Genomic DNA, 22,710 nt, shown 5'->3' with positions numbered 1-22,710 from the left:
GCGGCGGCGTACTCGGGCGCCTCGTTCGGGTGCAGGGCGACGGCGGCGAGCACCCGGCGGTCCTGCTCAGCAGCCCACGCGCACCACTGCGACGACTCGATGTCGCCGCCCACCTGCACGACGCCGGCGATGCCGACGGCCTCGGCCCGGTCGAGCTGCTCGCCGAGCGTCAGCGGGGAGTCGCCGTCGGCGATCTCGAGGTGCGTGTGGTTGTCGTAGACGGCGACGGCGAGGGGTTCCGGCGCGTCGGGATAGCGCAGGTCCTTGCGCCCGTCGGCCGTGCGCTCGCGCACGTACTGGCTGGGATCGCTCGGAACCTGCGCGTTCACGCGGTCTCGACCCGCGGGAAGAGAGGAGACAGCCCGTTGACAGATGTGCCGGGACGAAGGATGCCCCAGCTCCCCGCCGCCCGCAGCGGCTGGTCGACCAGGCGCCCCAGGCTCTCCGCGGCGCCGAGTGCGATCCAGAGCTTCTCTGTCGCGATCGGGGTGACCGGGCTCAGCAGCACGGCGAGGGCCCGCAGCCCCTCGGCCGCCGTGTAGAGCACGGTGCCGAGCCGCTCGCGGTCGCCGTCCTCCTTGGCGAGCACCCAGGGCTCGTTCTCGGTGATGTAGCCGTTGAGGGCGTCGACGATGGTCCAGATGGCGGCGATCGCCTCATCGATGCGGAACCGCTCGATGGCCGCATCGGCGTTCGCCGCGGCATCCGCCACGATCTTCTGGATCGCGAGATCGCCCTCCGCATACGCGGCCGGCGGCGGCACGATGCCCTCGACGTAGCGCTCGATCATCGCGATCGTGCGGGAGGCGAGGTTGCCGAAACCGTTGGCGAGCTCGGCCTGGTAGCGGGCGGAGAGGTCCTCCCACGAGAACGAGCCGTCCTGGCCGAACGCGATCGCCGACAGGAAGTAGAAGCGGTACGCGTCGGAGCCGAACGTGTCGGTGATCTCGGTCGGCGCGATGCCGGTGAGCTTCGACTTCGACATCTTCTCGCCGCCGACGAGCAGCCAGCCGTGCGCGAACACGCCGCGCGGAACCTCGAGACCCGCCGCGAGCAGCATCGCCGGCCAGATGACCGCGTGGAAGCGCAGGATGTCCTTGCCGACCACGTGGAACGCCGGCCACCGGCGCTCGAACTGGGTCTCGTCGGCGCCGTAGCCGACGGCGGTCGCGTAGTTCAGCAGCGCGTCGACCCACACGTAGATGACGTGCGTGTCGTCCCACGGCACCTTGATGCCCCAGTCGAACGCGGAACGCGAGATCGACAGGTCCTTCAGGCCCGAGCGCACGAAGGAGATGACCTCGTTGCGCGCCGACTCGGGACGGATGAAGTCGGGGTTGTCCTTGTAGAGCTTCAGCAGGGGCTCGGTGAACTCGCTGAGCTTGAAAAAGTAGTTCTTCTCCTGCAGCAGCTCGAGCGGCTTCGAGTGGATCGCGCAGACCTTCAGACCCTCGAACGGGCCGGTGCCGTCGACGATCTCGCTCTCGGGCTTGAACTCCTCGCAGCCCACGCAGTACAGCGCCTCGTACTCGCCGGCGTAGATGTAGCCGCGGTCGTAGATCGCCTGCACGAAACGCTTGACGCCCTCCTCATGCCGCTCCTGGGTGGTGCGGATGAAGTCGTCGTTCGAGACGTCCAGGGTCGTCAGCAGCGGGAACCACGCCTCGCCGACCAGCTTGTCGACCCACTCCTGCGGGGTGACGCCGTTGGCGGCCGCGGCGCGCAGCATCTTCTGCCCGTGCTCGTCGGTGCCCGTCAGCATCCAGGTGTCATCGCCCGCCTGGCGGTGCCAGCGGGCAAGGGTGTCCACCGCGACGGTCGTGTACCCGTGGCCGATGTGCGGCACATCGCTCGGGTAATAGATCGGCGTCGTGATGTAGAAGGAGGAACCGGACGTCACCCATAGATTCTAGAAGGGCCGGATGCCCCTCCTCGCCGTTGTGACGGCCTCTTCAGCCGCGGCGCGCGAGGGCCGCTTGGTACAGGTCGCGGGAGGCGAGTCCCGTCTCGGCGGCGACGGCGGTCGCGGCATCCTTCAATCGGGTTCCCGCCCGGTCGAGCTCGATCACCCGCGCGACGGCGTCGTCGAGGGAGACGGAGACCGGCTCCGCACCCGCGACCACCACGACGCACTCCCCGCGCACGCCCGCCTCCGCCCAGGCGGAGAGCTCGGCGAGGCCGCCGCGTACGACCTCCTCGTGCAGCTTCGTGAGCTCGCGGCACACGGCCGCGCGGCGATCTCCGCCGAACGCCGCGCCCATGTCGGCGAGCGTCGCAGCCAGGCGGGTCGGCGCCTCGAAGAACACCATCGTGCGGCGCTCGCCGGCGAGCGCGCCGAACGCCGACGCCCGCTCCCCGCTCTTTCGCGGCACGAAGCCTTCGAAGGTGAACCGATCGGTCGGGAGGCCGGCGAGCGCGAGGGCGGTGACGACGGCGGACGGACCGGGGATGACGGTGATCTCGACGCCCTGTGCGACGGCCTCGGCGACCACGGCGTAGCCCGGGTCGCTCACGGTCGGCATACCCGCGTCGCTGAGCAGCACGACCTCGCGCGTCGCGGCGAGCGCCGCGACCTCGGCGGCCTTCTGCTTCTCGTTGTGGTCGTGCACCGCGATCAGCCGCGGGCGGTTCTCGATGCCGAGGCCGGCGAGCAGGCGCTGGGCGGTGCGGGTGTCCTCGGCGCAGATGACCTCGGCGGCCTCGAGCACTTCTCGCAGCCGCGTCGACGCGTCGCCGAGGTTGCCGATCGGAGTCGCCGCGAGCTTCAACACCGCCCCAGCATAGGCTGGTGCCCGTGAGCCGCACCGCGCCGCCCCTCCTCGAGAACGCACCCCTCTCCCGCTACGACCGGTGGGCGATGCGCGTGCGGGCCGATGCCGCCCTGCAGCGTCGGATCTCGTGGCTGGCGCCGCTGCTGGTGACCCTCCTCGCGGCCGTGCTGCGCTTCTGGAACCTGCAGAACCCGCACGCGATCGTCTTCGACGAGACCTACTACGTCAAGGACGCATGGAGCCAGTGGAACCTGGGCTACCCCGCCAACTGGCCCGCCAACGCGAACGGCGCGTTCGAGCAGGGCGTGACCGACGACTACGAGACGTCCGGCAGCTTCGTCGTGCATCCTCCGCTCGGCAAGTGGATCATCGGACTCGGCATGTGGATCTTCGGCCCGGCGTCGTCGTTCGGCTGGCGATTCTCGGTCGCGCTGCTCGGCACGGCCACCGTGCTGCTGGTCTACCTCGTCACGAAGGCGCTCACCCGGTCGGTGGCCGCGGCCACGATCGCGTCGCTGCTGATGGCGATCGACGGGCTCGCGATCGTGATGAGCCGGGTGGCGCTCCTCGACGGCATCCTCACGTTCTTCGTGATCCTCGCGTTCTGGTTCGTCCTCCTCGACCGCGCGTGGTGCGATCGCCGGTTGGGCGCCCGGGACCCCGACCGGCCGAGCGCGTGGGGCCGGCTGCTGTGGAACCGCCCGTGGCTGCTCGCGGCCGGTGCCGCAGCGGGCGCGGCGACGGCCGTGAAGTGGTCGGGGCTGTACGTCATCGCCGCGCTCGGTGTCTACGTGGTCATCTCCGACGCCGTCGCCCGGTGGCGTCTCGGCATCCGGATGTGGCACCTGGACGCCGTGCGGCAGGGGCTCTGGTCTGCGGTGCTGATGCTGCCTGTCGCCCTCGTCGTCTACGTCGTCTCGTGGACGGGGTGGCTCGTGACCGCCGGCGGCTACGACCGGCAGTACTCGGGCGCGCCGCCTGCGGGGCTCGCCGCCCTCCTGCCGCAGCCGCTGCAGAACCTGTGGGTCTACCACGGCGCGATGTACGGCTTCAACGTGAACCTGCACACCCCGCACAGCTATCAGAGCCCGGCCTGGGAGTGGCCGCTGCTCATCCGCCCCACCTCGATGTACTGGGAGCAGGGGGCGAACGGCGTGCAGGCGATCTCGAGCATCCCGAACCCGCTCATCTGGTGGGCGGGAATCGCCGCCGCGATCTATCTGCTGGTGCGGTTCGTTCGGAGACCGGATGCGGCGGCGGGCTTCGTGCTCGTCGGGATCATCGCGACGTATGTGCCGTGGCTGCTCTACCCCGACCGCACGATCTTCCAGTTCTACACGATCGTGATGCTGCCCTTCCTCGTCATCGCGGTCGCCCTGGCCGCGCGCGACATCGCGGGCGGTCCGGATGCCTCTCCCGCCCGGCGACGCTCGGGGCAGGGCGTGGTCCTCGTCTTCCTCGGGGTCGCCGTCGTGCTGTCGGCCTTCTGGTACCCGGTGTGGACGGCCATGCCGGTGCCCTACGACTTCTGGCGCCTGCACAACTGGATGCAGAGCTGGATCTGACCCGGCACGGATGAACCCGCGGGGCTCGACGCGGGTGGATCGGATGTCGCGGCGCGACCGTCAGGCGACGGCGCCGTCGGCCGCGTCGTCTTCGCGGAGCGAGAGCACCTCGTCGGCACCGTTCTCCACGGCGACGGGGATGGCGACTGGGCGCCCGCCCGTGAACGCGTCGTGCTCGCGCGCCAGAACGGCCTCGATCTCGGTGCGGGACCTCGCCGGGTGGCGGGCGAGGAGTCGATCGACGCTGCCCGCGTAGGAGGTGAGCTCGTAACCGTCCACGACGAACGGCAGCTCGGAATCGGGGGTCACGCTGTCATCCTCCCAGCCCGCCTGTCGCGGGTCGAATGTCCGTCGGGTAGGAAACTGGATTGGCTACACGCCTCGTGAACGACCCGCGGGCCGCGTTCTCAGCGTCGGGCGCCCGCGTGGGCTCCCGGCTGCACCTGATCGACCGCCGCCTGCAGGCGGGCGAGCGTGTCGAGCACCACGAGGGTGTCGTCGGGGCTGAGGTCGATGACCGCGTCGAGCATGCGGTCGTGCATGTCACCGAGGGTGCGACGCACCTCGTCGTCGCTCTCCGCGGTCGGCACGACGTAGATGCTGCGGCGATCACTCTCATGGCGTTCCCGCCGCACATGGTTCGAGCGCTCGAGTCGGTCGATGATCGCGGTGACCGCGGCGGTCGAAGTGCCGAGGTAGCGGGACAGCTCACCGGGCGAGACCGAACGGCCCTCCTGCTGGGCCTTGAGCAGGTAGCGCAGCACGAGCAGGTCGTTCTCGCCCATCGACATCGCGTCGCGCGTGCGACGACGCATGGCGACCTCGGCGGCGCGGTAGAGACGGAACGCCTGCAGCAGGTGGACGGCTCGCGCGCGACGCGCGTCCTCCGTGTCGGCGTACCAGTACCCGCTGTCGTCGAACTCGCTGGAGGGCATGCTCCGATGATAGAGGCGAGGGATGCGTCTCACCCGGCGACGCGCATCTCGCGTGGCGCGTCGTCGTGCGGCGCGAGCTGGTTCATGGTGCGCAGGTGCTTGCGCTCGAGGTATGACGCCGCCTCGGCCTCCGGCATCACCGTCAGAGTGCCGGTCGAGTCCTCGCTCTCGCCCATCGCCTGGATCCAGAGCCGGTTGAGGGAGGGCATCCTGCTGCCGGCCGCGATGAACTGCAGCGGGATGGCCGGCGACACCCAGAGATTGCGCCGAGATCCGAGGCCGGGTTCATCCACCGGCATGCTCACCATGAACGATTCCCCACGTCTCAGACGGGTGGCGACGGCGAGTCGCAGGTGCTCGAGGGTGCGGTCGTCGACCTGGATGCCGCCCCCGTTGCCGTAGAACATGGTGCCCATGAGTCATCCTTTCGTTCGCTGGCTGAGTATCTCACTAGATTAGCTAAATCAGCAAACCATCGCGGGTAGACTGCTCCGCGAGGAGGCGGCGACGTGAGCGCGTACACGACGGACCCCGAGCGACTGCTGCGCTCGCTCGCGGGTATGCAGCGCGCACTCGGCGACGCGGAGCGCGACGTGCGGCGGCGCCTCGGGCTCGGCGGCCGCGACCTCGATCTCGTGCGGCTGCTGCTCGACGCGGAGGAGGTGCGGCACGCTGTCACCCCGAGCGAGGTGGCCCGCACCCTCGACGCATCGAGCGCGGCAGCGACGGCCATCATCGACCGGCTCGAGAACACCGGGCTGCTCCGCCGCGCGGCGCATCCGAGCGACCGGCGCAGCATCGTGCTGGAACCCACCATTCCCGCCGACTCTCCCGTGCGAAAGGTGTTGCGCGCCGCGCACGAGCACCAGCTCGAGGCCGCGGCCAGCCTCTCGGACGTCGAGCGCGACGCCCTCGCCCGCGCACTCGACGGCTTCGTCGCTGCACTGAACGAAGGCGTGGTCGACGACGACGACCCCGCCGGCGGCGGGCGTCCCCGCCGGTAGGATGTGACGGCCATGCCCCCCGCGCAGCCCGTCATCGTCTACCCGGCCGAGCTGCCCGTCAGCGCCGCGCGGGACGAGATCGCAACAGCGATCCGCGACCACCAGGTCGTCATCGTCGCGGGCGCGACCGGTTCCGGCAAGACCACCCAGCTGCCGAAGATCTGCCTCGAGCTCGGCCGCGAGAGCATCGCCCACACGCAGCCCCGCCGGCTCGCGGCGCGGACGATCGCCGAACGCATCGCGCAGGAGCTGCGGGTCGAGGTCGGCGGTCTCGTCGGATACAAGGTGCGCTTCACCGACCAGGTGACCGATGACACCCGCATCGCGCTCGTCACCGACGGCATCCTGCTCAACGAGATCCACCGCGACCGGCTGCTGCGCCGCTACGACACGATCATCATCGACGAGGCGCACGAGCGCTCGCTCAACATCGACTTCCTGCTCGGCTACCTGCGGCGCATCCTCCCGCAGCGTCCCGACCTGAAGGTCATCGTGACGTCGGCGACGATCGACCCCGAGAGCTTCGCGCGTCATTTCTCGGATGCCACGGGCTCCCCCGCGCCCGTCATCGAGGTGTCCGGCCGCACCTACCCGGTCGAGGTGCGGTACCGCCCTCTCGTCGCGGAACTCCCCGACGATGCGGACGATGCCGACGACGAGGATGCGGCCTCTCCCCCCGGCGACGCCGACGAGGTGTCCGCGATCGTGGCGGCACTGCGCGAGCTCGATGCCGAGCCCCGCGGCGACGTGCTCGTGTTCCTCCCCGGCGAGGCGGAGATCCGCGATGCGGCCGATGCCGTGCGCGCCGCCTTCGCGAGCGACCGCTCGCCGACCGAGGTGCTGCCGCTGTACGGGCGTCTGTCGGCGGCGGAGCAGCACCGGGTGTTCGAGCCGTCGACCGTCGCAGGACTCCGACGCCGCGTCATCCTCTCGACCAACGTCGCCGAGACGAGCCTCACCGTTCCGGGCATCCGCTACGTCGTCGACACCGGCACCGCCCGCATCTCGCGCTACAGCGCCCGCTCGAAGGTGCAGCGGCTGCCGATCGAGGCGATCTCGCAGGCGTCGGCGCAGCAGCGCTCGGGCCGCGCGGGCCGCACGGCGCCGGGCGTCGCCATCCGGCTCTACGCGGAGGCCGACTTCGACCGTCGGCCCGAGTTCACCGAACCCGAGGTGCTGCGCACCTCGCTCGCGTCGGTCGTGCTGCAGATGCTGGCGCTCGGCTTCGGCGACATCGCCGAGTTCCCGTTCCTCACCCCGCCGGACTCCCGCGGGGTCACGGCGGCGGTCGACCTGCTCGTCGAGCTCGGTGCCGTGACCCGGTCCCGCGACGGCATCCGTCTCACGAAGGTCGGCACCCGGCTCTCCCGCCTCCCGATCGACCCGCGCTTCGCCCGCATGCTCATCGAGGCGGAGCGCACCGGCGTCGTCGCCGACGTGCTGCCGATCGTCGCGGGCCTGTCGATCCAGGATGTCCGCGAACGCCCCGAGGAGCGCCGCGAGGAGGCAGACCGGCAGCACGCCCGCTTCACCGACCCGACGAGCGACTTCCTCACGCTCCTGAACCTCTGGCGCCACCTGCGGGCCCAGCAGTCCGCGCTCGGCTCGAGCGCGTTCCGCCGCGCGTGCCGGGCCGAGTTCCTGAACTACGTGCGGGTGCGCGAGTGGTTCGACGTGCACCGGCAGCTGAGCGCGCAGATCGGCCGGATGCCGCGGCCGACCCGGTGGCTGTGCACAAGGCCATCCTCGCGGGGCTCCTGTCCCACATCGGCATCCGCGACGACCGGCTCGCCGGCACCGCGCCGCCGAAGGGACGCCGCCCGGCGGCCGAGTACCGCGGGGCGCGGGGGGCGCGCTTCGCGATCTTCCCCGGCTCGGGCGTGAGGGCCAAGGCTCCCGACGCGGTCATGGCGGCAGAGCTGGTCGAGACGAGCAGGCTGTACGCCCGCACGGCCGCGGCGATCGATCCCGCCTGGGCGGAGGCCCTCGCGGGCGACCTCGCGAAACGTCAGCTCAGCGACCCGCACTGGTCGAAGGACGCCGGCGCCGCCGTCGCAGCCGAGAAGGTGACGCTGTTCGGGGTCGAGATCATCCCGCGCCGCCGGGTGCAGCTGGCCCGGTTCGATCGGGACCTCGCCCGGGAGCTCTTCGTGCGGCACGCGCTCGTCGAGGAGGACTGGGACCCGACACGCCTGGGCAAGACGCTCACCGCCTTCGCTCGACGCAACCTCGACCTGCGACGCCGACTCGAGAAGGTCGAAGAGCGCGAGCGTCGACGCGACATCCTCGCCGGCGACGAGGCGGTGTTCGCGTTCTACGACGCCCGCATCCCGCGCGACGTGTTCGACCTGCGCTCGTTCGAGACGTGGTGGAAGGATGCCGCGTCCCGCACGCCGCACCTGCTCGACCTGCGCGAGGACGACCTGCTCGACGGGTCGGGCACGGCCGCCGCCGGCGACTTCCCCGCGCGGTGGACGCAGGGCGACCAGGTGCTGCAGCTCGCCTACCGCTTCGAGCCGGGGGCTCCCGACGACGGCGTGACGGCGATCGTGCCGCTCGCCCTGCTCGCCTCGCTCCAGCCCGCGGGCTTCGACTGGCAGGTGCCCGGGATGCGCGACGAGCTGATCGCGGCCCTCATCCGTGCCCTCCCCAAGGTCATCCGCCGCCACGTCGTGCCGGCCGCCGACTTCGCCGCGCGGTTCGCCGAGGAGATCGCCGCCGACGCCCCCGAACACCACGACGGACTCCCGGCGCGCTCCCTCGCCGAGGCGCTCGCCGACCGCATCCGACGCGTCGCCAGCCAGCCGGTGTCGGGCGCCGACTTCGAGCTCGACCGCGTGCCCGCCCACCTCGCCGTGTCGTTCCGCGTCGTCGACGATCGCGGCCGCGCGGTCGGCAGCGGACGCGACCTCGCCGACCTGCAGTCCCGCCTCGCCGACCGCGCGCGCTCCTCGGTCGCGCGATCCCTCGCGCGCGGGCCGCAGGCCGCGGCATCCGCACCCGTTCCCGGACCCCGCCAGACGGGGCCCGTCGCGGGCGGCTTCGTCGAACGCGCCGGTCTCACCGACTTCGACCTCGACGTCCTGCCCGAGCTCGTCGACAGCCGGGTCGCCGGTGGCACGGTGCGCGGCTACCCCGCGCTCGTCGATGAGGGCGAGAGCGTGGCGCTGCGCATCCAGGCGACCGCGGAGGCCGCCGCCCGCGCCACGCGTGACGGTGTGCGGCGCCTGCTGCTGCTCGCCGTGCCTTCCCCCGCCGCCTACGTGCTCGAGCACCTCACCGCCACCGAGAAGCTCGCCCTTGCCGCATCGCCCTACCCGAGCGCCCGGGCGCTCGTCGAGGATGCCCGCGGCGCCGTCGCCGACGCCGTGATCGCGCGGCACCCCGGCGGCATCCGCACCCGCGAGGCCTTCACCGCCGCGCGCGACGCGTTCTCGTCCGAGGTGACCGATGCGCTGTTCGCCGCCGTCTCGCTCACCGCGCGCATCCTGGTGCTCGCGCGCGACGTGGAGCGGGCGCTCAAGGCGCAGACGTCGATCACCCTCATCGCCCCGCTCGCCGATGTGCGCGGCCAGCTGGCCGGCCTCGTGCACCCCGGGTTCGTCTCGGCGACCGGCCTCGACCGTCTCGCCCATCTCCCCCGCTACCTCCAGGGGTCTCTCGACCGCCTCGCCGCCCTCGGCGACAATCCCGGCCGCGACCGGCAGCGCCAGACCGAGTTCGAGCGCGCGGCAACCGCATACGCCGAGGCGGGCGGGACGCTACCGCTGCCGCCCGGTGCGCCGGCCCCGCTCGTGCGGGCGCGGTGGCTGCTCGAGGAGCTGCGGGTGAGCCTGTTCGCCCAGCGCCTCGGCACGGCCGAGTCGGTCTCTCTCCCGCGCATCGTCAAAGCCCTCGCCGGCGACTCCTGACACGCACGGACACACGACGGTGCGGCACAAAGATCGAGCCGCGACAATGAGCGCATGACGCTCCCCGAACGCTCGCTCGCGACGGCCCAGGTGCAGGCGGGCTACGACCCGCGCACCGAGGTGCACACCGCCGTGCCGCCGATCTACCAGTCCGCCGCGTTCGCGTTCTCCTCGCTCGCCGAAGCGCGTGACCTGTTTGCACTGCGCAAGAACGGCGACATCTACTCGCGCGCTGCAAACCCCACCGTGCTCGTGCTCGAGGAGCGCATCGCAGCTCTCGAGGGCGGCATCGCTGCCGCAGGCGTCGCCTCGGGACAGGCCGCGGTCGCTCTCTCCCTCCTCGCCCTCGTGCACCAGGGACAGCACATCGTCGCCGCCAGCCAGCTCTACGGCGGCACCGTCGACCTGCTGCACGACACGTTCCCCGACTGGGGCATCGAGGTGACGTTCGTCGACCAGGACGACATCGACGCCTGGCGCGCGGCCATCCGTCCGACGACGCGCGTGCTGTTCGCGGAGTCGGTCGCGAACCCCCTCGCCCAGGTGCTGCGGGTGAGCGAGGTCGCCGAGGTCGCCCACGCGGCGGGGCTTCCGCTCGTGATCGACAACACCGTGGCGACCCCGGCCCTGCAGCGCCCGAAGGAATTCGGCGCCGACATCGTCGTGCACTCGGCGACGAAGTTCCTCGGCGGTCACGGCTCGACCCTCGGCGGCGTGATCGTCGACCTCGGCACGTTCGACTTCACGGCGCACCCCGAGCGCTGGCCGCAGCTGACCGCGCCCTACGCGGGCACCGGCGGCGACAGCCTCGTCGAACGGTTCGGCGAGCGGGGGTCGCCTTTCATCGCACTGATCAAGACGAAGTACGTGCACGACCTCGGTCCGACGCTGTCGGCGACGAGCGCCTTCCAGCTGCTGCAGGGCGTCGAGACCCTCGACCTGAGGCTCGGCCGGCACAGCGAGAGCGCCGAGAAGGTCGCGTTCGCCCTCGCCGACCACCCACGCATCGCGAAGGTGCACCATCCATCGCTCCCCGACAGCCCGTGGCACGCGGCGGCCCTCGCGTACCTTCCGCGGGGTGCGGCATCCGTGTTCTCCGTCGACCTCGTCTCGACCGGGGACGCCGACGGCGACTTCGCCCTCGTCGAGCAGTTCGTCGAGCGGCTGCGGCTGCTGCGGCTCGTCGCGAACATCGGCGACGCGCGCAGCATGGTCGCCCACCCGGCGTCCATGACCCACAGCCACCTGACGCCCGATCAGCGAGCCGCGGCGGGCATCTCCGAGACCACCGTGCGACTGTCGATCGGCCTCGAGGATCCCGACGAGATCATCGCCGACCTGGTGCAGGCGCTCGGCTGAGACCCGACCGCCGCGGCGACCCGGGCCCGGCCGGGCGGCCGCGCAGCCTCCGGTGCGATCCCGCCGCCGGCTTCGACGTCAGCTCGCGCGCAGCAGGTCGCGGTAGAACTCGATCCCGCGCAGCCAGACCTGCACGCGGATGCGCTCGTCGGGAGCGTGCAGGCAGTCGCGCTCCGCGCGCGTCAGGTGGAACGGCGTGAACCGGTAGACGTGCTCGCTGATCGCGGTGAAGAACCGCGAGTCACTCGCCCCCAACTGCACGTACGGGGTCGCCAGCACGTCGTCACCGAGAGCCGACCGGACGGCGGCCGAGAGACGCTGCCACGGCTCACCGCGCCACGGCGAGACCGGCGACGGGTTCGACGCGCGGAACACCTCGACCTCGACCCGGTCGTCGCGCACGGCGCGACGCACGTGCCGGGTGACTCCCTCGACCGTGTCGCCCGGGAGAAGGCGGATGTTGACGACCGCTCTGGCGCGCGTGGCGAGCACGTTCTCGCCCGTCGCCCCGCTCAGCTCGGTGACGACGGCCGTGGTGCGAACCAGCGCGTTCGTCTCGGGGCCGAGGAGTGCCAGCGCCCGGGAGAGCACGGGCCCCGTCCACCCGAGCGAGCGGAACACGGCGGCGAGCGCCGGCGGCGCCGCCTGCGCGGCCGTGGCGAACATCGCGCGCACGGGCGGGGTGATGCGAGTGCGGAACGGGGTTCGGCGCAGACGATCGATCGCGCGCGCGAGCCGAGCGGTCGCGGGCATCCGCGGCGGTGTGGAGGCGTGCCCGCCGGCCTCGGCGACGGTGAGCGTGAGGGTCATGACGCCGCGCTCGGCGACCCCGATCATCGCGGTCGGCCGCGTGACGCCCGGCAGCACGCCCTCGACGACGGCGCCGCCCTCGTCGAGCACCAGGCCGGGCCGCACGCCGCGTTCGTCGAGCACGGCGACGATCGCGCCGGCGCCGTCGCCCGCGGTCTCCTCGTTGTGCCCGAAGGCGAGGTAGACGTCTCGCGCGGGCGAGAATCCGTCGGCGAGCAGGGCCTCGACGGCCTCGAGGATCGCGACCAGCGCCCCCTTGTCGTCGATCGCGCCACGCGCACGGATCGTCTCGTCCTCGCCCTCGCCGAACACCGTCGGAGAGAAGGGCGGGGTCGTCCACTCGGCGGGGTCTGCGGGCACGACGTCCTGGTGCGCCATGAGAACGAGCGGGGCGCCGGAGCTGAGTCCCGGCCAGCGGATCAGCAGCGCGTGGCCGGCGACCAGCTCCACCTCGAGTCGTTCGTGCACGAGAGGGTAGAGCTTGACGAGTGCGGAGCGGAACGTCGCGAAGACCCCCCAGTCGACGTTCTCCTCGTCGACCGACGACACGGTCGGGATGCGCAGCAGCTCGATGAACCTGTCGATCGCAGTGGTCACCCCCCGAGCCTACGACCGCGCGCCAGAGGATGCCGCAGGGCTACGCTCGACGCATGAGCGGGCTTCGATGGGGCATCCTCGCGACCGGTGGGATCGCGACATCCTTCACCTCCGACCTTCGGCACGCGGGCCTGGACGTCGCGGCTGTGGGCTCGCGCTCGGCCGAGTCGTCGGCGCGGTTCGCCGAGCGGTTCGAGATCCCGCGGGCGCACGGGTCTTATGAGGAGCTGGTCGCAGACCCGGACGTCGACATCGTCTATGTCGCGACGCCGCATCCGCTGCACGCCGAGAACGCCCTCGCGGCGATCGCGCACGGCAAGCACGTGCTGGTGGAGAAGGCGTTCACCCAGGATGCCGCGCAGGCGGCGGCCGTGCGCGACGCGGCGCGCTCGGCGGGCGTGCTCGCGATGGAAGCCATGTGGACCCGCTATCTGCCCCACATGGCCTGGGTGCGCGAGCTCGTGCGCGGCGGCCGGCTGGGTGAGGTGCGCACGGTGACGGCCGACCACACGCAGTCGCTGCCGACCGATCCGTCGCACCGCATCAACGCGCTCGCGCTCGGCGGGGGCGCCCTGCTCGACCTCGGCATCTACCCGATCTCGTTCGCGTGGGATCTGCTGGGCGCACCGGAATCCCTCGTCGCCCGCGGACGCCTCGGCGAGACGGGCGCCGACACCGAGGTCGCCACGATCTCGACCCACGCCGGCGGCGCGATCGCGACGACGCTGTCGTCGTCGCGGGCCGCCGGCCCGAACGTCGCGCACGTCATCGGCACCGATGCCCGCATCGACATCGACCACGTCTGGTACACGCCGACGACCGCGCGCCTCACCCTCCCCGACGGAACGGTCGCCGAGACGTGGGAGAACCGCGTCACGGGGCGCGGCATGCAGTACCAGGCACTGGCCGCCGAGCGCATCATCGCGGACGGCGGGCGCGACAGCGATCTGCTGCCGATCGACGAGACGGTGGCGATCATGGCGGCGCTCGATGACATCCGCTCGCAGCTCGGCGTGAGCTACCCCGGGGAGAGCTGATGCCCGACTCCACGACGCCCCGCGTGGCGGTGTACCTCGACTTCGACAACATCGTCATCAGCTGGTACGACCGGGTGCACGGCCGCGGCTCGTACAGCCGCGACCGCACCCGCATCGCCGAGGGTACGGGCGACACCGAGGTCGCCGAACGTCTCGCCGCCGCCACCGTCGACATCGGCGCGATCATCGACTATGCGACGTCCTTCGGCACGCTGGTGCTCGTGCGTGCCTACGCCGACTGGTCCGCCCCGGTGAACGCCGAGTATCGCTCGCAGCTCGTCGCGCGCGCGGTCGATCTCGTGCAGCTGTTCCCCGCGGCCGCCTACGGCAAGAACGGCGCCGACATCCGGCTCGCGGTCGACGCCGTCGAGGACATGTTCCGCCTGCCCGACCTCACCCACGTCGTGATCGCGGCGGGCGACTCGGACTATGTGCCGCTCGCGCAGCGCTGCAAGCGCCTGGGACGCTTCGTGGTCGGCGTCGGGGTGGCGGGATCGACCGCGAAGTCTCTGGCCGCCGCGTGCGACCGCTTCGACTCGTACGACTCGCTTCCGGGGGTCGCGGCTCCCGAGCAGAAGAAGGATGCCGCTCCCTCACGCCCGCGCGCCCGCAAGCGCCAGGTCGACCCGGCCGCCGAGCTGCTCGAACGCGCGCTGCGCCTCGAGAACGACAAGGACCCGTCGCAGTGGCAGCACGCGTCGGCCGTGAAGGCGCTGCTGCTGCGCCTCGACCCGTCGTTCAGCGAGAAGGCGCTCGGACACCGCAGCTTCAGCGAGTTCGTGTTGGCGCATCCGGAGATCGCGGAACTCGACGAGACCGACAACATCGTGCGTATCCGGTTGGTCGACGCGAAGCGCTGATCCGCCCCCGAGCGCCGGCCGCTCGGCCGATGGGTGCGGCGCCCCCGTTCACCCGCGGCGCGTCGCCCACAGCGCCCAGACCACGAGGACCGGCTGGAAGAGAAGTCGGATGAACCGCTTCGCGTCGGTGTCGAGCCCGAACGCGCTGCGCTGGTTGGCGAACTGGGCGAGGTTGCCGGGGAACACGGCCACGAAGAAGGCGGCGAGCACCGCGCCCACGAGTCCGCGTCGGCGCCGGGCCGCGAGCACGGCGGTGCCGAGGGCGATCTCGACCACGCCCGATGCGAGCACGATCTGATCCTCGTCGAGCGGAGACAGCTCGGCGATCGTCTCGGGCACCTGGGCTCGGAAGTCCGACCGCAGGAACGTGAGGTGGGAGACGCCGGCGACGACCATCGCGACGCCGAGGAGCCATCGGGCTGCAACGCGCATGACCCCATTCCACTGCGGCGAGCGGCCGATGTCGAGGGGTCGATGAGAGAACTCTCATCCAGGGGACGGCGACACGCGGCATCCGGTCTTGAAACCTGAATTGACTTTCAGGTAACTTCGGGCCGCGACATCCGTCGCACCTGCGCCTACAAGGAGGTATCAGCGCATGGCATCTGCCGCATCCCCCGCAGAACCGAAGACCAGCGGACTACGCAAGGTCGTCACCGCATCGATGGCGGGCACCGTCGCCGAGTGGTACGAGTTCTTCCTCTACGCCACCGCCGCGACGATCGTGTTCAACGTCGTCATGTTCCCGCCGTCGAACGACCCGTACGCGGGCATCATCTCCGCCTTCGTGACCTACGCGATCGGCTTCATCGCCCGCCCTCTCGGCGGCATCGTCTTCGGACACTTCGGCGACAAGTACGGCCGCAAGAAGCTGCTGCAGCTCGCGATCATCCTCGTCGGCGTCACGACGTTCCTGATGGGATGCCTCCCCACCTTCGAGCAGGTCGGCTACCTCGCTCCCGCGCTGCTGGTGATCCTGCGATTCCTGCAGGGCTTCGCCGTCGGCGGCGAATGGGGCGGCGGCGTGCTGCTCGTCGCCGAGCACTCCCCCGACCGTCGCCGCGGCTTCTGGGCGTCGTTCCCCCAGGCGGCCGTGCCGATCGGCAATCTGCTCGCCACGATCGTGCTGCTGGTGCTCAGCCGCACGCTCACGCCCGAGGCGTTCCTCGGCTGGGGCTGGCGCGTCTCGTTCTGGCTGTCGGTCGTGATCGTCGCGATCGGGTACTACGTGCGCACCCGCGTCGACGACGCTCCCCTCTTCGTGCAGGCGCGTGAGGCGGCAGCGGCCGATGACACGCGGTACGGCGTGTTCGAGGTGCTGCGTCGGTACCCCCGTGGCGTCCTGACCGCGATGGGCCTGCGCTTCGCGGAGAACATCATGTACTACCTCGTCGTGACCTTCTCGATCACCTACCTCAAGGTGGCGCTCGGCATGGACACGGCCGAGATCCTCACCCTGCTGGTCGTCGCCCACATCGTGCACACGATCGTCATCCCGATCGTGGGAGGACTGTCGGATCGCATCGGCCGCAAGCCCGTCTACGCGATCGGCGCCGTGTTCGCGATCGCGTGGGGATTCATCGCGTTCCCGATGTTCGACACGCGCGACCCGTTCGTCATCGTGCTCGCGATCTGCCTCGGTCTCGTCATCCACTCGTTCATGTACGCCCCGCAGCCCGCGATCATGGCGGAGCTCTTCCCCACGCGCATGCGCTACTCGGGGGTGTCGCTCGGCTACCAGGTCACCTCGATCGTCGCGGGGTCGCTCGCACCGATCATCGCGACCGCGCTGCTGACGTCGTTCGGCTCGCCCCTGCCGGTGGCGATCTACCTCGGTATCGCCGCGATCGTGACGCTCGTGACCGTGCTCACGATGCGGGAGACCCGCGGCACCTCGCTCCACGAGCTCGACCGCATCGACGCTGCGCGGCGGGCGGCGGCACCCGCGGCGGGCGCGCGGGTCTGAGAGATGCCGCGGCATCCGCCCCCTCACCCCGTCACGCGTCTGCCAGCCATCGCCCCGCGCGATCGATGAGCGCCGCGAACTCATGGGGAGCGTCGGTCGGGGTGATCGCACGCAGCACCACCTCGTCCAGCGCCTCGCGATAGGCCCTCACCCGCCCCGGCGCATCGGCCGAGTCGGGTGCGAGGACGGTGTCGTGGGCGCGGAACCCGAGCCGGGCGAAGTTCTCGGCGTATCCCGGCGCCTGGTCGTACCGGGATGCCTCGTCGTCGAGCCGGGCGCGGGCGGCCGGCTCGAGCGCCCACCGCACGTAGAGCGCGACGTGCGCGTCGGGCGCGATCTCGTGCAGCGCAGCGGTCTGATCCGCCGCGGCTCGTGGCGTGAGCCAGTTGAGCAGCACGCCGTCGGAGGCGGTCACGGCGAGCCGCCGCATCCGTGGTCCCAGCGCGCCGACGAGCACGGGCACCCCGGCTTCGCGCAACTCGCCGATCGCCTCGGCGACCTGCGCGAGCGCACCCTCGCGCAGGCGTCCCGAGCCGATCCCCACCGTGAGGCGGCCGGAGGCACCGGCGATCTGCGTCGCCCGCTCGGCAAGGCCGCGAGCGGGAACCCGGTCGATGGGCACGACGCCGGTCGCGAGCCCGATGCTGCTCGTGCGCTCGGCGGCCGCAGCCAGGCCCGCCAGCGCGTCGCCGCCGGGGGTGTCGTTCACCCAGAGGCGCGCGAAGCCGGCGGCTTCCGCGCGCACCGCGATGTCCGCGATGCGCGCAGCGCCAAGGGCACCTGCGACGCCCAGGGAGAGGTCTCCATGTCGAGTCGTCATGGGGGAAGCTTGCCTCACGCCGGTCACGGCGCGGGCCGTGCGCCCGATATCCTGTCGGAAGTCCCATCCCCCCGAAGGAGACCCATGTTCATCGTGGCGCTGCTGCTGTTCCTGCTCGGCATGTTCTGCTTCGGTATCGCGTTCGCGGTGCCGGGCCTGCAGGCCATCATCTTCTTCGGTGGCATCCTGCTGGTGTCGGCAGCGATCGCACTCCCGATCCACGCCCGCGCCAAGTAGGCCCAGCGCGGGTCTTCCGGCCGGCTCAGGCGCTCCGCCCGACGCGCCGCCGGCTCGCCCGGCTCAGGCGCTTCGCCCGACTCAGGCCTTTCCGCCGGGCGGGCCGACGATCAGCAGCCCCGTGAAGATAACGACGACCGCCACCACGAGCAGAGCCGCAAGAAGTCCGGGGCGACGAAGCATCGCACGCATGAGGCGGTCGTGCCACCGCTCGTCGCGCGGGTCGCTCCCCGCGTGCAGCCGCCAGTCCCCCGCGAGCGCGCCGGTGCGGTGCAGCCACCAGATCTCCGCCGGGATGGTCGCGTAGGGGATCACCGCGCTCCCGATCGCCACGACGGCGCGCAGCGGATGCCAGCGCTGGTTCTTCGCAACGAGAACGGCGGTCGCGCCATACGCCAGGAAGACGAAGCCGTGCACGCCGCCGGCGACCGTCACCGCGATCGCGACCCCCGTGGTCGCCCGCACGATCAGGGCGGTGATCAGAAGCGTCCAGGTGATCGCCTCGGCGATCGCAAGCACGCGGAACAGTGCGGACGGGGTGCGGAACACGGGTCCTCCAGCAGAGATCGGATGCCGCGGCTCCCGCGACATCCTTCAGTCTATCTGAAGGGCTTCAGGAACCCTGAAGGATCCCTGCGAACGGCTCCTCGTGCAGCCCCTGCAGCGCGTCCGTCAACGCCGGCAACGCCGCCGCGAAGTCGCGGTCGAGGCGGGCGAGGCGGGCATCGGCCTCATCGAGGGCCGCGTCACCCTTCTCCGTGACGCGCAGATCGGACGCCGAGCCGGCATGAGCCGTGCCGTCGGCGACCATGCCGTCATCGGCGAGCGCGCGGACGGCAGTGTGGGCGGTCTGCACCGTGATCTGGGAGCGGCGGGCCAGCTCACTGAACGAGATGCCCGGCGTCGCCCGGATGTGCGCCAGCAGACCGTACTTCCGCGTGGTGAGACCCAGGTCCTTCAGCGCCGCGCCGAGCTGCCCGTCCCAGATCGACGACATCGTCAACAGGGAGATCACCGGGCTGAAGGGGGGGCGTTCAGACATGACAGCCATGCTAGACCGGCCCGCGGCCCGTGGCACGGTGCCCCGCGGGCAGACGGAAGTCGCCACTCTCCCCATGCGCGATCCGTGCACCCATGGAACACTCGGCCTCGTCACCCCCGTCACCACACGCATGAGGAGTCCCGATGTCACCCCGTTATCTCGTCCTCCCCGCCACCGTCGCCGTGGCGTTCGCCCTCGCCGGCTGCGGACAGGTGTCCGCGCTCGTCCAGCAGGGAGCCGCCGTCGCCAGCCAGGCTGCGGGAGTCGCCAGCGCCGCCGCATCCGCCGCCGCCGATGCGGGCGTCAACGTCTCCACCAGCGGCTCTCTGCCCTCCGGGTGGCCGAGCGACATCCCCGCACCCGAGGGCAAGATCACGACCTCGGTCTCCGTCAACGGCGGCTACTCGATCATCGTGCAGACGTCGAGCGAAGCCGCGATCACCAGCGCCGTAGACAAGCTGAAGTCCGCCGGCTACTCACTCGACGGCGACTTCTCCTCCGACGGCAATCACGTGCAGCACCTCGCCTCATCGCAGTGGAGCGTCGTGATCACGTGGGGTCCGGACCCCTCGACGAGCGGAGCGTTCGTGGCGAACTACGTGGTCGCGAAGGCGTCATCCTGAGTGCCTCCGCCGACGGCGAGGGCCCCACGAGTGTGGGGCCCTCGCCGTTCGGACGGGATCAGAAGTCCCAGTCGTCGTCCTCGGTCGCGACAGCCTTGCCGATGACATACGACGAGCCCGAGCCGGAGAAGAAGTCGTGGTTCTCGTCGGCGTTGGGCGACAGTGCCGAGAGGATCGCCGGGCTGACGTTGGTCACCGTCGAGGGGAACATGGCCTCGTAGCCGAGGTTCATGAGCGCCTTGTTGGCGTTGTAGTGCAGGAACTTCTTGACGTCCTCGGTGAGACCGACGCCGTCGTAGAGGTCCTGCGTGTACTGCACCTCGTTGTCGTAAAGCTCGTACAGCAGCGAGAAGGTGTAGTCCTTCAGCTCCTGACGGGTTGCCTCGTCCACCTTCTCGAGTCCCCGCTGGAACTTGTAGCCGATGTAGTAGCCGTGCACGGCCTCGTCGCGGATGATGAGGCGGATCATGTCGGCGGTGTTGGTGAGCTTCGCGCGGCTCGACCAGTGCATCGGCAGGTAGAAGCCCGAATAGAAGAGGAACGACTCGAGCAGCGTCGAGGCCACCTTGCGCTTGAGGGGTTCGTCGCCGCGGTAGTAGTCCATGACGATCTGAGCCTTGCGCTGCAGGTTCTCGTTCTCGATCGACCAGCGGAACGCCTCGTCGATCTCCTTCGTGGAGCACAGCGTCGAGAAGATCGACGAGTAGCTCTTGGCGTGCACCGACTCCATGAACGCGATGTTCGTGTAGACGGCCTCCTCGTGCGGGGTCAGCGCGTCGGGGATGAGCGAGACCGCGCCCACCGTGCCCTGGATCGTGTCGAGCAGGGTGAGGCCGGTGAACACCCGCATCGTGAGCTGCTGCTCTTCCGGGGTCAGCGTCGCCCACGACTGCACGTCATTGGAGAGCGGCACCTTCTCGGGCAGCCAGAAGTTGCCCGTGAGGCGGTTCCACACCTCCACGTCCTTGTCGTCCTCGATGCGGTTCCAGTTGATGGCCTGGACCTTGTTCAGGAGCTGGAGCTTCTCGCTCATCGTCCGTTCTTCCTCGTCTTCTCGTCGCGGGGGCTCACAGCGTGCAGCTGACGCAGCCCTCGACCTCGGTGCCCTCGAGGGCCATCTGGCGCAGACGGATGTAGTAGATGGTCTTGATGCCCTTCTTCCACGCGTAGATCTGCGCCTTGTTGATGTCGCGCGTGGTGGCGGTGTCCTTGAAGAACAGCGTCAGCGAGAGCCCCTGGTCGACGTGCTGCGTGGCGGCGGCGTACGTGTCGATGACCTTCTCGTAGCCGATCTCGTAGGCGTCCTGGTAGTACTCGAGGTTCTCGTTCGACATGAAGGGTGCCGGGTAGTAGACGCGCCCGAGCTTGCCCTCCTTGCGGATCTCGATCTTCGAGGCGATCGGGTGGATCGACGACGTCGAGTTGTTGATGTACGAGATCGATCCGGTCGGCGGCACGGCCTGCAGGTTCTGGTTGTAGATGCCGTGCTGCTGCACCGAGGCCTTCAGCTCGCGCCAGTCGTCCTGCGTCGGGATGTGGTGGCCGTCGAACAGCTCGACGACGCGAGCCGTCTGCGGCGCCCACTCCTGGTCGATGTACTTGTCGAAGAACTCACCTGACGCATAGGTCGAATCGGCGAAGCCCTCGAACGTCTGCCCGCGCTCGATCGCGATGCGGTTGGACGCCCGCAGCGCGTGGAAGAGCACCGTGTAGAAGTAGATGTTCGTGAAGTCGAGACCCTCGGGCGAGCCGTAGTGGATGTGCTCGCGGGCGAGGAAGCCGTGCAGGTTCATCTGGCCGAGGCCGATCGCGTGCGACCGGTCGTTGCCGTCCTCGATCGAGCGCACTGAACGGATGTGGCTCTGGTCGCTGACCGCGGTGAGGCCGCGGATCGAGGTCTCGACCGTGCGGGCGAGGTCGCCGCCGTCCATCGCGAGCGCGATGTTGAGCGAACCTAGGTTGCACGAGATGTCCTTGCCGACCTGGGCGTAGGAGAGGTCCTCGTTGTAGGTCGTGGGGGTGTTGACCTGCAGGATCTCGCTGCACAGGTTCGACATGTTGATCCGGCCCTTGATGGGGTTGGCCCGGTTCACCGTGTCCTCGAACATGATGTAGGGGTAGCCCGACTCGAACTGGATCTCCGCGAGGGTCTGGAAGAACTCGCGGGCGTTGATCTTCGACTTCTTGATACGCGGGTCGTCGACCATCTCGCGGTACTTGTCGCTGACCGAGATGTCACCGAACGGCACACCGTAGACGCGCTCGACGTCGTACGGCGAGAAGAGGTACATGTCCTCGTCGTTCTTGGCGAGCTCGAACGTGATGTCAGGCACGACGACACCGAGCGACAGCGTCTTGATGCGGATCTTCTCGTCGGCGTTCTCGCGCTTGGTGTCGAGGAACTTCATGATGTCGGGGTGGTGCGCCGAGAGGTACACGGCACCCGCACCCTGACGCGCACCCAGCTGGTTCGCGTAGCTGAAGCTGTCTTCGAGGAGCTTCATGACGGGGATGATGCCGCTGGACTGGTTCTCGATCTGCTTGATCGGGGCGCCGGCCTCGCGGATGTTCGACAGCAGCAGCGCGACGCCGCCACCGCGCTTGCTCAGCTGCAGCGCGGAGTTGATGCCGCGGGCGATCGACTCCATGTTGTCCTCGATGCGCAGCAGGAAGCACGAGACGAGCTCGCCGCGCTGGGCCTTGCCGGTGTTGAGGAAGGTCGGCGTGGCGGGCTGGAAGCGACCCGAGATGATCTCGTCCACGAGGTTGTTCGCCAGGTCCTGGTCGCCGTCGGCGAGTCCGAGGGCGGTCATGACGACACGGTCCTCGAAGCGCTCGAGGTAGCGCTTGCCGTCGAACGTCTTCAGCGTGTAGCTCGTGTAGTACTTGAACGCACCGAGGAAGGTGTCGAACCGGAACTTCTTGCCGTACGCGCGGTGGTGGATCTCCTCGACGAACGCGAACGGGTACTTGCCCAGCACCTCGGGCTCGTAGTACTCCTTCTCGACGAGGTAGTCGAGGCGCTCCTTGAGGGAGTGGAAGAACACCGTGTTCTGGTTCACGTGCTGCAGGAAGTACTCCCGCGCAGCGCGCTTGTCGGCGTCGAACTGGATCTTCCCGTCGGCGTCGTACAGGTTGAGCATCGCGTTCAGGGAGTGGTAATCCATCCCCTC

The 22,710-nt window shown here is 70.2% G+C and carries 21 protein-coding genes and 1 pseudogene; 9 read left to right on the top strand and 13 right to left on the bottom strand.

The features are described 5' to 3' along the window. From ABT08_RS11240 to rsmI, 3 genes are all read right to left on the bottom strand, one after another. On the bottom strand, positions 1-329 hold a 329-nt coding region (locus tag ABT08_RS11240; protein ID WP_288114986.1), incomplete at its 3' end, for a TatD family hydrolase. Next, entirely contained in the window at positions 326-1,900 is a 1,575-nt protein-coding gene (gene metG / locus ABT08_RS11235; protein WP_056210147.1) for a methionine--tRNA ligase, read from the bottom strand. The genes ABT08_RS11240 and metG, both read right to left, overlap by 4 nt. 52 nt (positions 1,901-1,952) lie before the next feature. Further along, on the bottom strand, positions 1,953-2,771 hold the full coding sequence (gene rsmI / locus ABT08_RS11230) for a 16S rRNA (cytidine(1402)-2'-O)-methyltransferase (RefSeq protein WP_288114985.1): 819 nt from the start codon (positions 2,769-2,771) through the stop codon (positions 1,953-1,955). A gap of 23 nt (positions 2,772-2,794) precedes the next feature. On the opposite strand from rsmI, the gene ABT08_RS11225 reads away from it, so the two are divergent. Then, positions 2,795-4,336, top strand: coding sequence for a dolichyl-phosphate-mannose--protein mannosyltransferase (locus ABT08_RS11225; protein WP_045248638.1), 1,542 nt, complete (start codon positions 2,795-2,797; stop codon positions 4,334-4,336). 60 nt (positions 4,337-4,396) lie between these two features. Here the strand turns inward: ABT08_RS11225 and ABT08_RS11220 are convergent, their stop codons facing one another. The 3 genes from ABT08_RS11220 to ABT08_RS11210 form a co-directional block, all read right to left on the bottom strand. Next, positions 4,397-4,645: a three-helix bundle dimerization domain-containing protein gene (locus ABT08_RS11220; RefSeq protein ID WP_056210151.1), complete on the bottom strand. Its 249-nt coding sequence runs from the start codon at positions 4,643-4,645 to the stop codon at positions 4,397-4,399. Positions 4,646-4,743: 98 nt separating this feature from the next. Continuing rightward, on the bottom strand, positions 4,744-5,271 hold the full coding sequence (locus ABT08_RS11215) for a MarR family winged helix-turn-helix transcriptional regulator (protein WP_056210153.1): 528 nt from the start codon (positions 5,269-5,271) through the stop codon (positions 4,744-4,746). A gap of 29 nt (positions 5,272-5,300) precedes the next feature. Then, entirely contained in the window at positions 5,301-5,687 is a 387-nt protein-coding gene (locus ABT08_RS11210) for a DUF7882 family protein (protein ID WP_048808811.1), read from the bottom strand. A 93-nt stretch (positions 5,688-5,780) separates the two neighbouring features. On the opposite strand from ABT08_RS11210, the gene ABT08_RS11205 reads away from it, so the two are divergent. From ABT08_RS11205 to ABT08_RS11195, 3 genes and pseudogenes are all read left to right on the top strand, one after another. Continuing rightward, complete coding sequence (locus ABT08_RS11205; protein WP_056210155.1) at positions 5,781-6,275, top strand: MarR family transcriptional regulator; 495 nt, start codon at positions 5,781-5,783, stop codon at positions 6,273-6,275. A 12-nt stretch (positions 6,276-6,287) separates the two neighbouring features. Next, positions 6,288-10,186 (top strand): annotated as a pseudogene (hrpA, locus tag ABT08_RS11200) (ATP-dependent RNA helicase HrpA). Between the two features lie 54 nt (positions 10,187-10,240). Next, a complete protein-coding gene (locus tag ABT08_RS11195; protein ID WP_288114983.1) occupies positions 10,241-11,545 on the top strand; it encodes an O-acetylhomoserine aminocarboxypropyltransferase/cysteine synthase family protein in 1,305 nt (434 codons plus the stop codon). A gap of 78 nt (positions 11,546-11,623) precedes the next feature. Here ABT08_RS11195 and ABT08_RS11190 read toward each other — a convergent pair whose 3' ends face one another. Then, positions 11,624-12,952 carry a M20/M25/M40 family metallo-hydrolase gene (locus tag ABT08_RS11190; RefSeq protein WP_288114981.1) on the bottom strand — a complete coding sequence of 443 codons (1,329 nt, stop codon included), beginning with the start codon at positions 12,950-12,952 and terminating at the stop codon, positions 11,624-11,626. A gap of 53 nt (positions 12,953-13,005) precedes the next feature. On the opposite strand from ABT08_RS11190, the gene ABT08_RS11185 reads away from it, so the two are divergent. Next, the gene (locus ABT08_RS11185) at positions 13,006-13,989 is read left to right on the top strand and encodes a Gfo/Idh/MocA family protein (protein ID WP_056210160.1); all 984 of its coding nucleotides are present in this window, start codon (positions 13,006-13,008) and stop codon (positions 13,987-13,989) included. After that, entirely contained in the window at positions 13,989-14,849 is an 861-nt protein-coding gene (locus ABT08_RS11180) for an NYN domain-containing protein (protein ID WP_056210163.1), read from the top strand. The genes ABT08_RS11185 and ABT08_RS11180 overlap by 1 nt, the downstream gene beginning before the upstream one ends. Before the next feature lie 48 nt (positions 14,850-14,897). On the opposite strand, the gene ABT08_RS11175 is transcribed toward ABT08_RS11180, so the two are convergent. After that, on the bottom strand, positions 14,898-15,281 hold the full coding sequence (locus tag ABT08_RS11175; RefSeq protein WP_045248630.1) for a DoxX family protein: 384 nt from the start codon (positions 15,279-15,281) through the stop codon (positions 14,898-14,900). Between the two features lie 166 nt (positions 15,282-15,447). Here ABT08_RS11175 and ABT08_RS11170 point away from each other — a divergent pair, with 166 nt between their 5' ends. After that, positions 15,448-16,815 (top strand): MFS transporter, encoded by a 1,368-nt coding sequence (locus ABT08_RS11170; protein ID WP_288114979.1) that lies wholly within the window; start codon positions 15,448-15,450, stop codon positions 16,813-16,815. A 31-nt stretch (positions 16,816-16,846) separates the two neighbouring features. Here ABT08_RS11170 and ABT08_RS11165 read toward each other — a convergent pair whose 3' ends face one another. Next, on the bottom strand, positions 16,847-17,635 hold the full coding sequence (locus ABT08_RS11165; RefSeq protein ID WP_288114978.1) for an LLM class flavin-dependent oxidoreductase: 789 nt from the start codon (positions 17,633-17,635) through the stop codon (positions 16,847-16,849). 84 nt (positions 17,636-17,719) lie between these two features. Here ABT08_RS11165 and ABT08_RS11160 point away from each other — a divergent pair, with 84 nt between their 5' ends. Next, a complete protein-coding gene (locus ABT08_RS11160; RefSeq protein ID WP_048808808.1) occupies positions 17,720-17,872 on the top strand; it encodes a hypothetical protein in 153 nt (50 codons plus the stop codon). Positions 17,873-17,953: 81 nt separating this feature from the next. Here the strand turns inward: ABT08_RS11160 and ABT08_RS11155 are convergent, their stop codons facing one another. Together ABT08_RS11155 and ABT08_RS11150 are read right to left on the bottom strand one after the other, a co-directional pair. Continuing rightward, entirely contained in the window at positions 17,954-18,421 is a 468-nt protein-coding gene (locus ABT08_RS11155; protein WP_288114977.1) for a DUF3817 domain-containing protein, read from the bottom strand. Positions 18,422-18,485: 64 nt separating this feature from the next. Continuing rightward, positions 18,486-18,914, bottom strand: a complete 429-nt coding sequence (locus tag ABT08_RS11150; RefSeq protein ID WP_045248626.1) for a MarR family winged helix-turn-helix transcriptional regulator — start codon at positions 18,912-18,914, stop codon at positions 18,486-18,488. A 143-nt stretch (positions 18,915-19,057) separates the two neighbouring features. On the opposite strand from ABT08_RS11150, the gene ABT08_RS11145 reads away from it, so the two are divergent. Then, on the top strand, positions 19,058-19,537 hold the full coding sequence (locus ABT08_RS11145) for a hypothetical protein (protein WP_056210171.1): 480 nt from the start codon (positions 19,058-19,060) through the stop codon (positions 19,535-19,537). Positions 19,538-19,595: 58 nt separating this feature from the next. Here ABT08_RS11145 and nrdF read toward each other — a convergent pair whose 3' ends face one another. Next, positions 19,596-20,570, bottom strand: a complete 975-nt coding sequence (gene nrdF, locus ABT08_RS11140) for a class 1b ribonucleoside-diphosphate reductase subunit beta (protein WP_045248624.1) — start codon at positions 20,568-20,570, stop codon at positions 19,596-19,598. A gap of 34 nt (positions 20,571-20,604) precedes the next feature. Further along, positions 20,605-22,710 (bottom strand): class 1b ribonucleoside-diphosphate reductase subunit alpha (gene nrdE / locus ABT08_RS11135; protein WP_288114976.1); only part of this gene is annotated, 2,106 nt, incomplete at its 5' end.

The sequence above is a fragment of the Microbacterium sp. SCN 71-21 genome, from assembly GCF_001725695.1.
GTDB classification, from domain to species: Bacteria; Actinomycetota; Actinomycetes; order Actinomycetales; family Microbacteriaceae; genus Microbacterium; species Microbacterium ginsengisoli.
The sequence above is the reverse complement of the archived record's forward strand: the minus strand, read 5'-3'. Positions and strand labels throughout refer to the sequence as shown.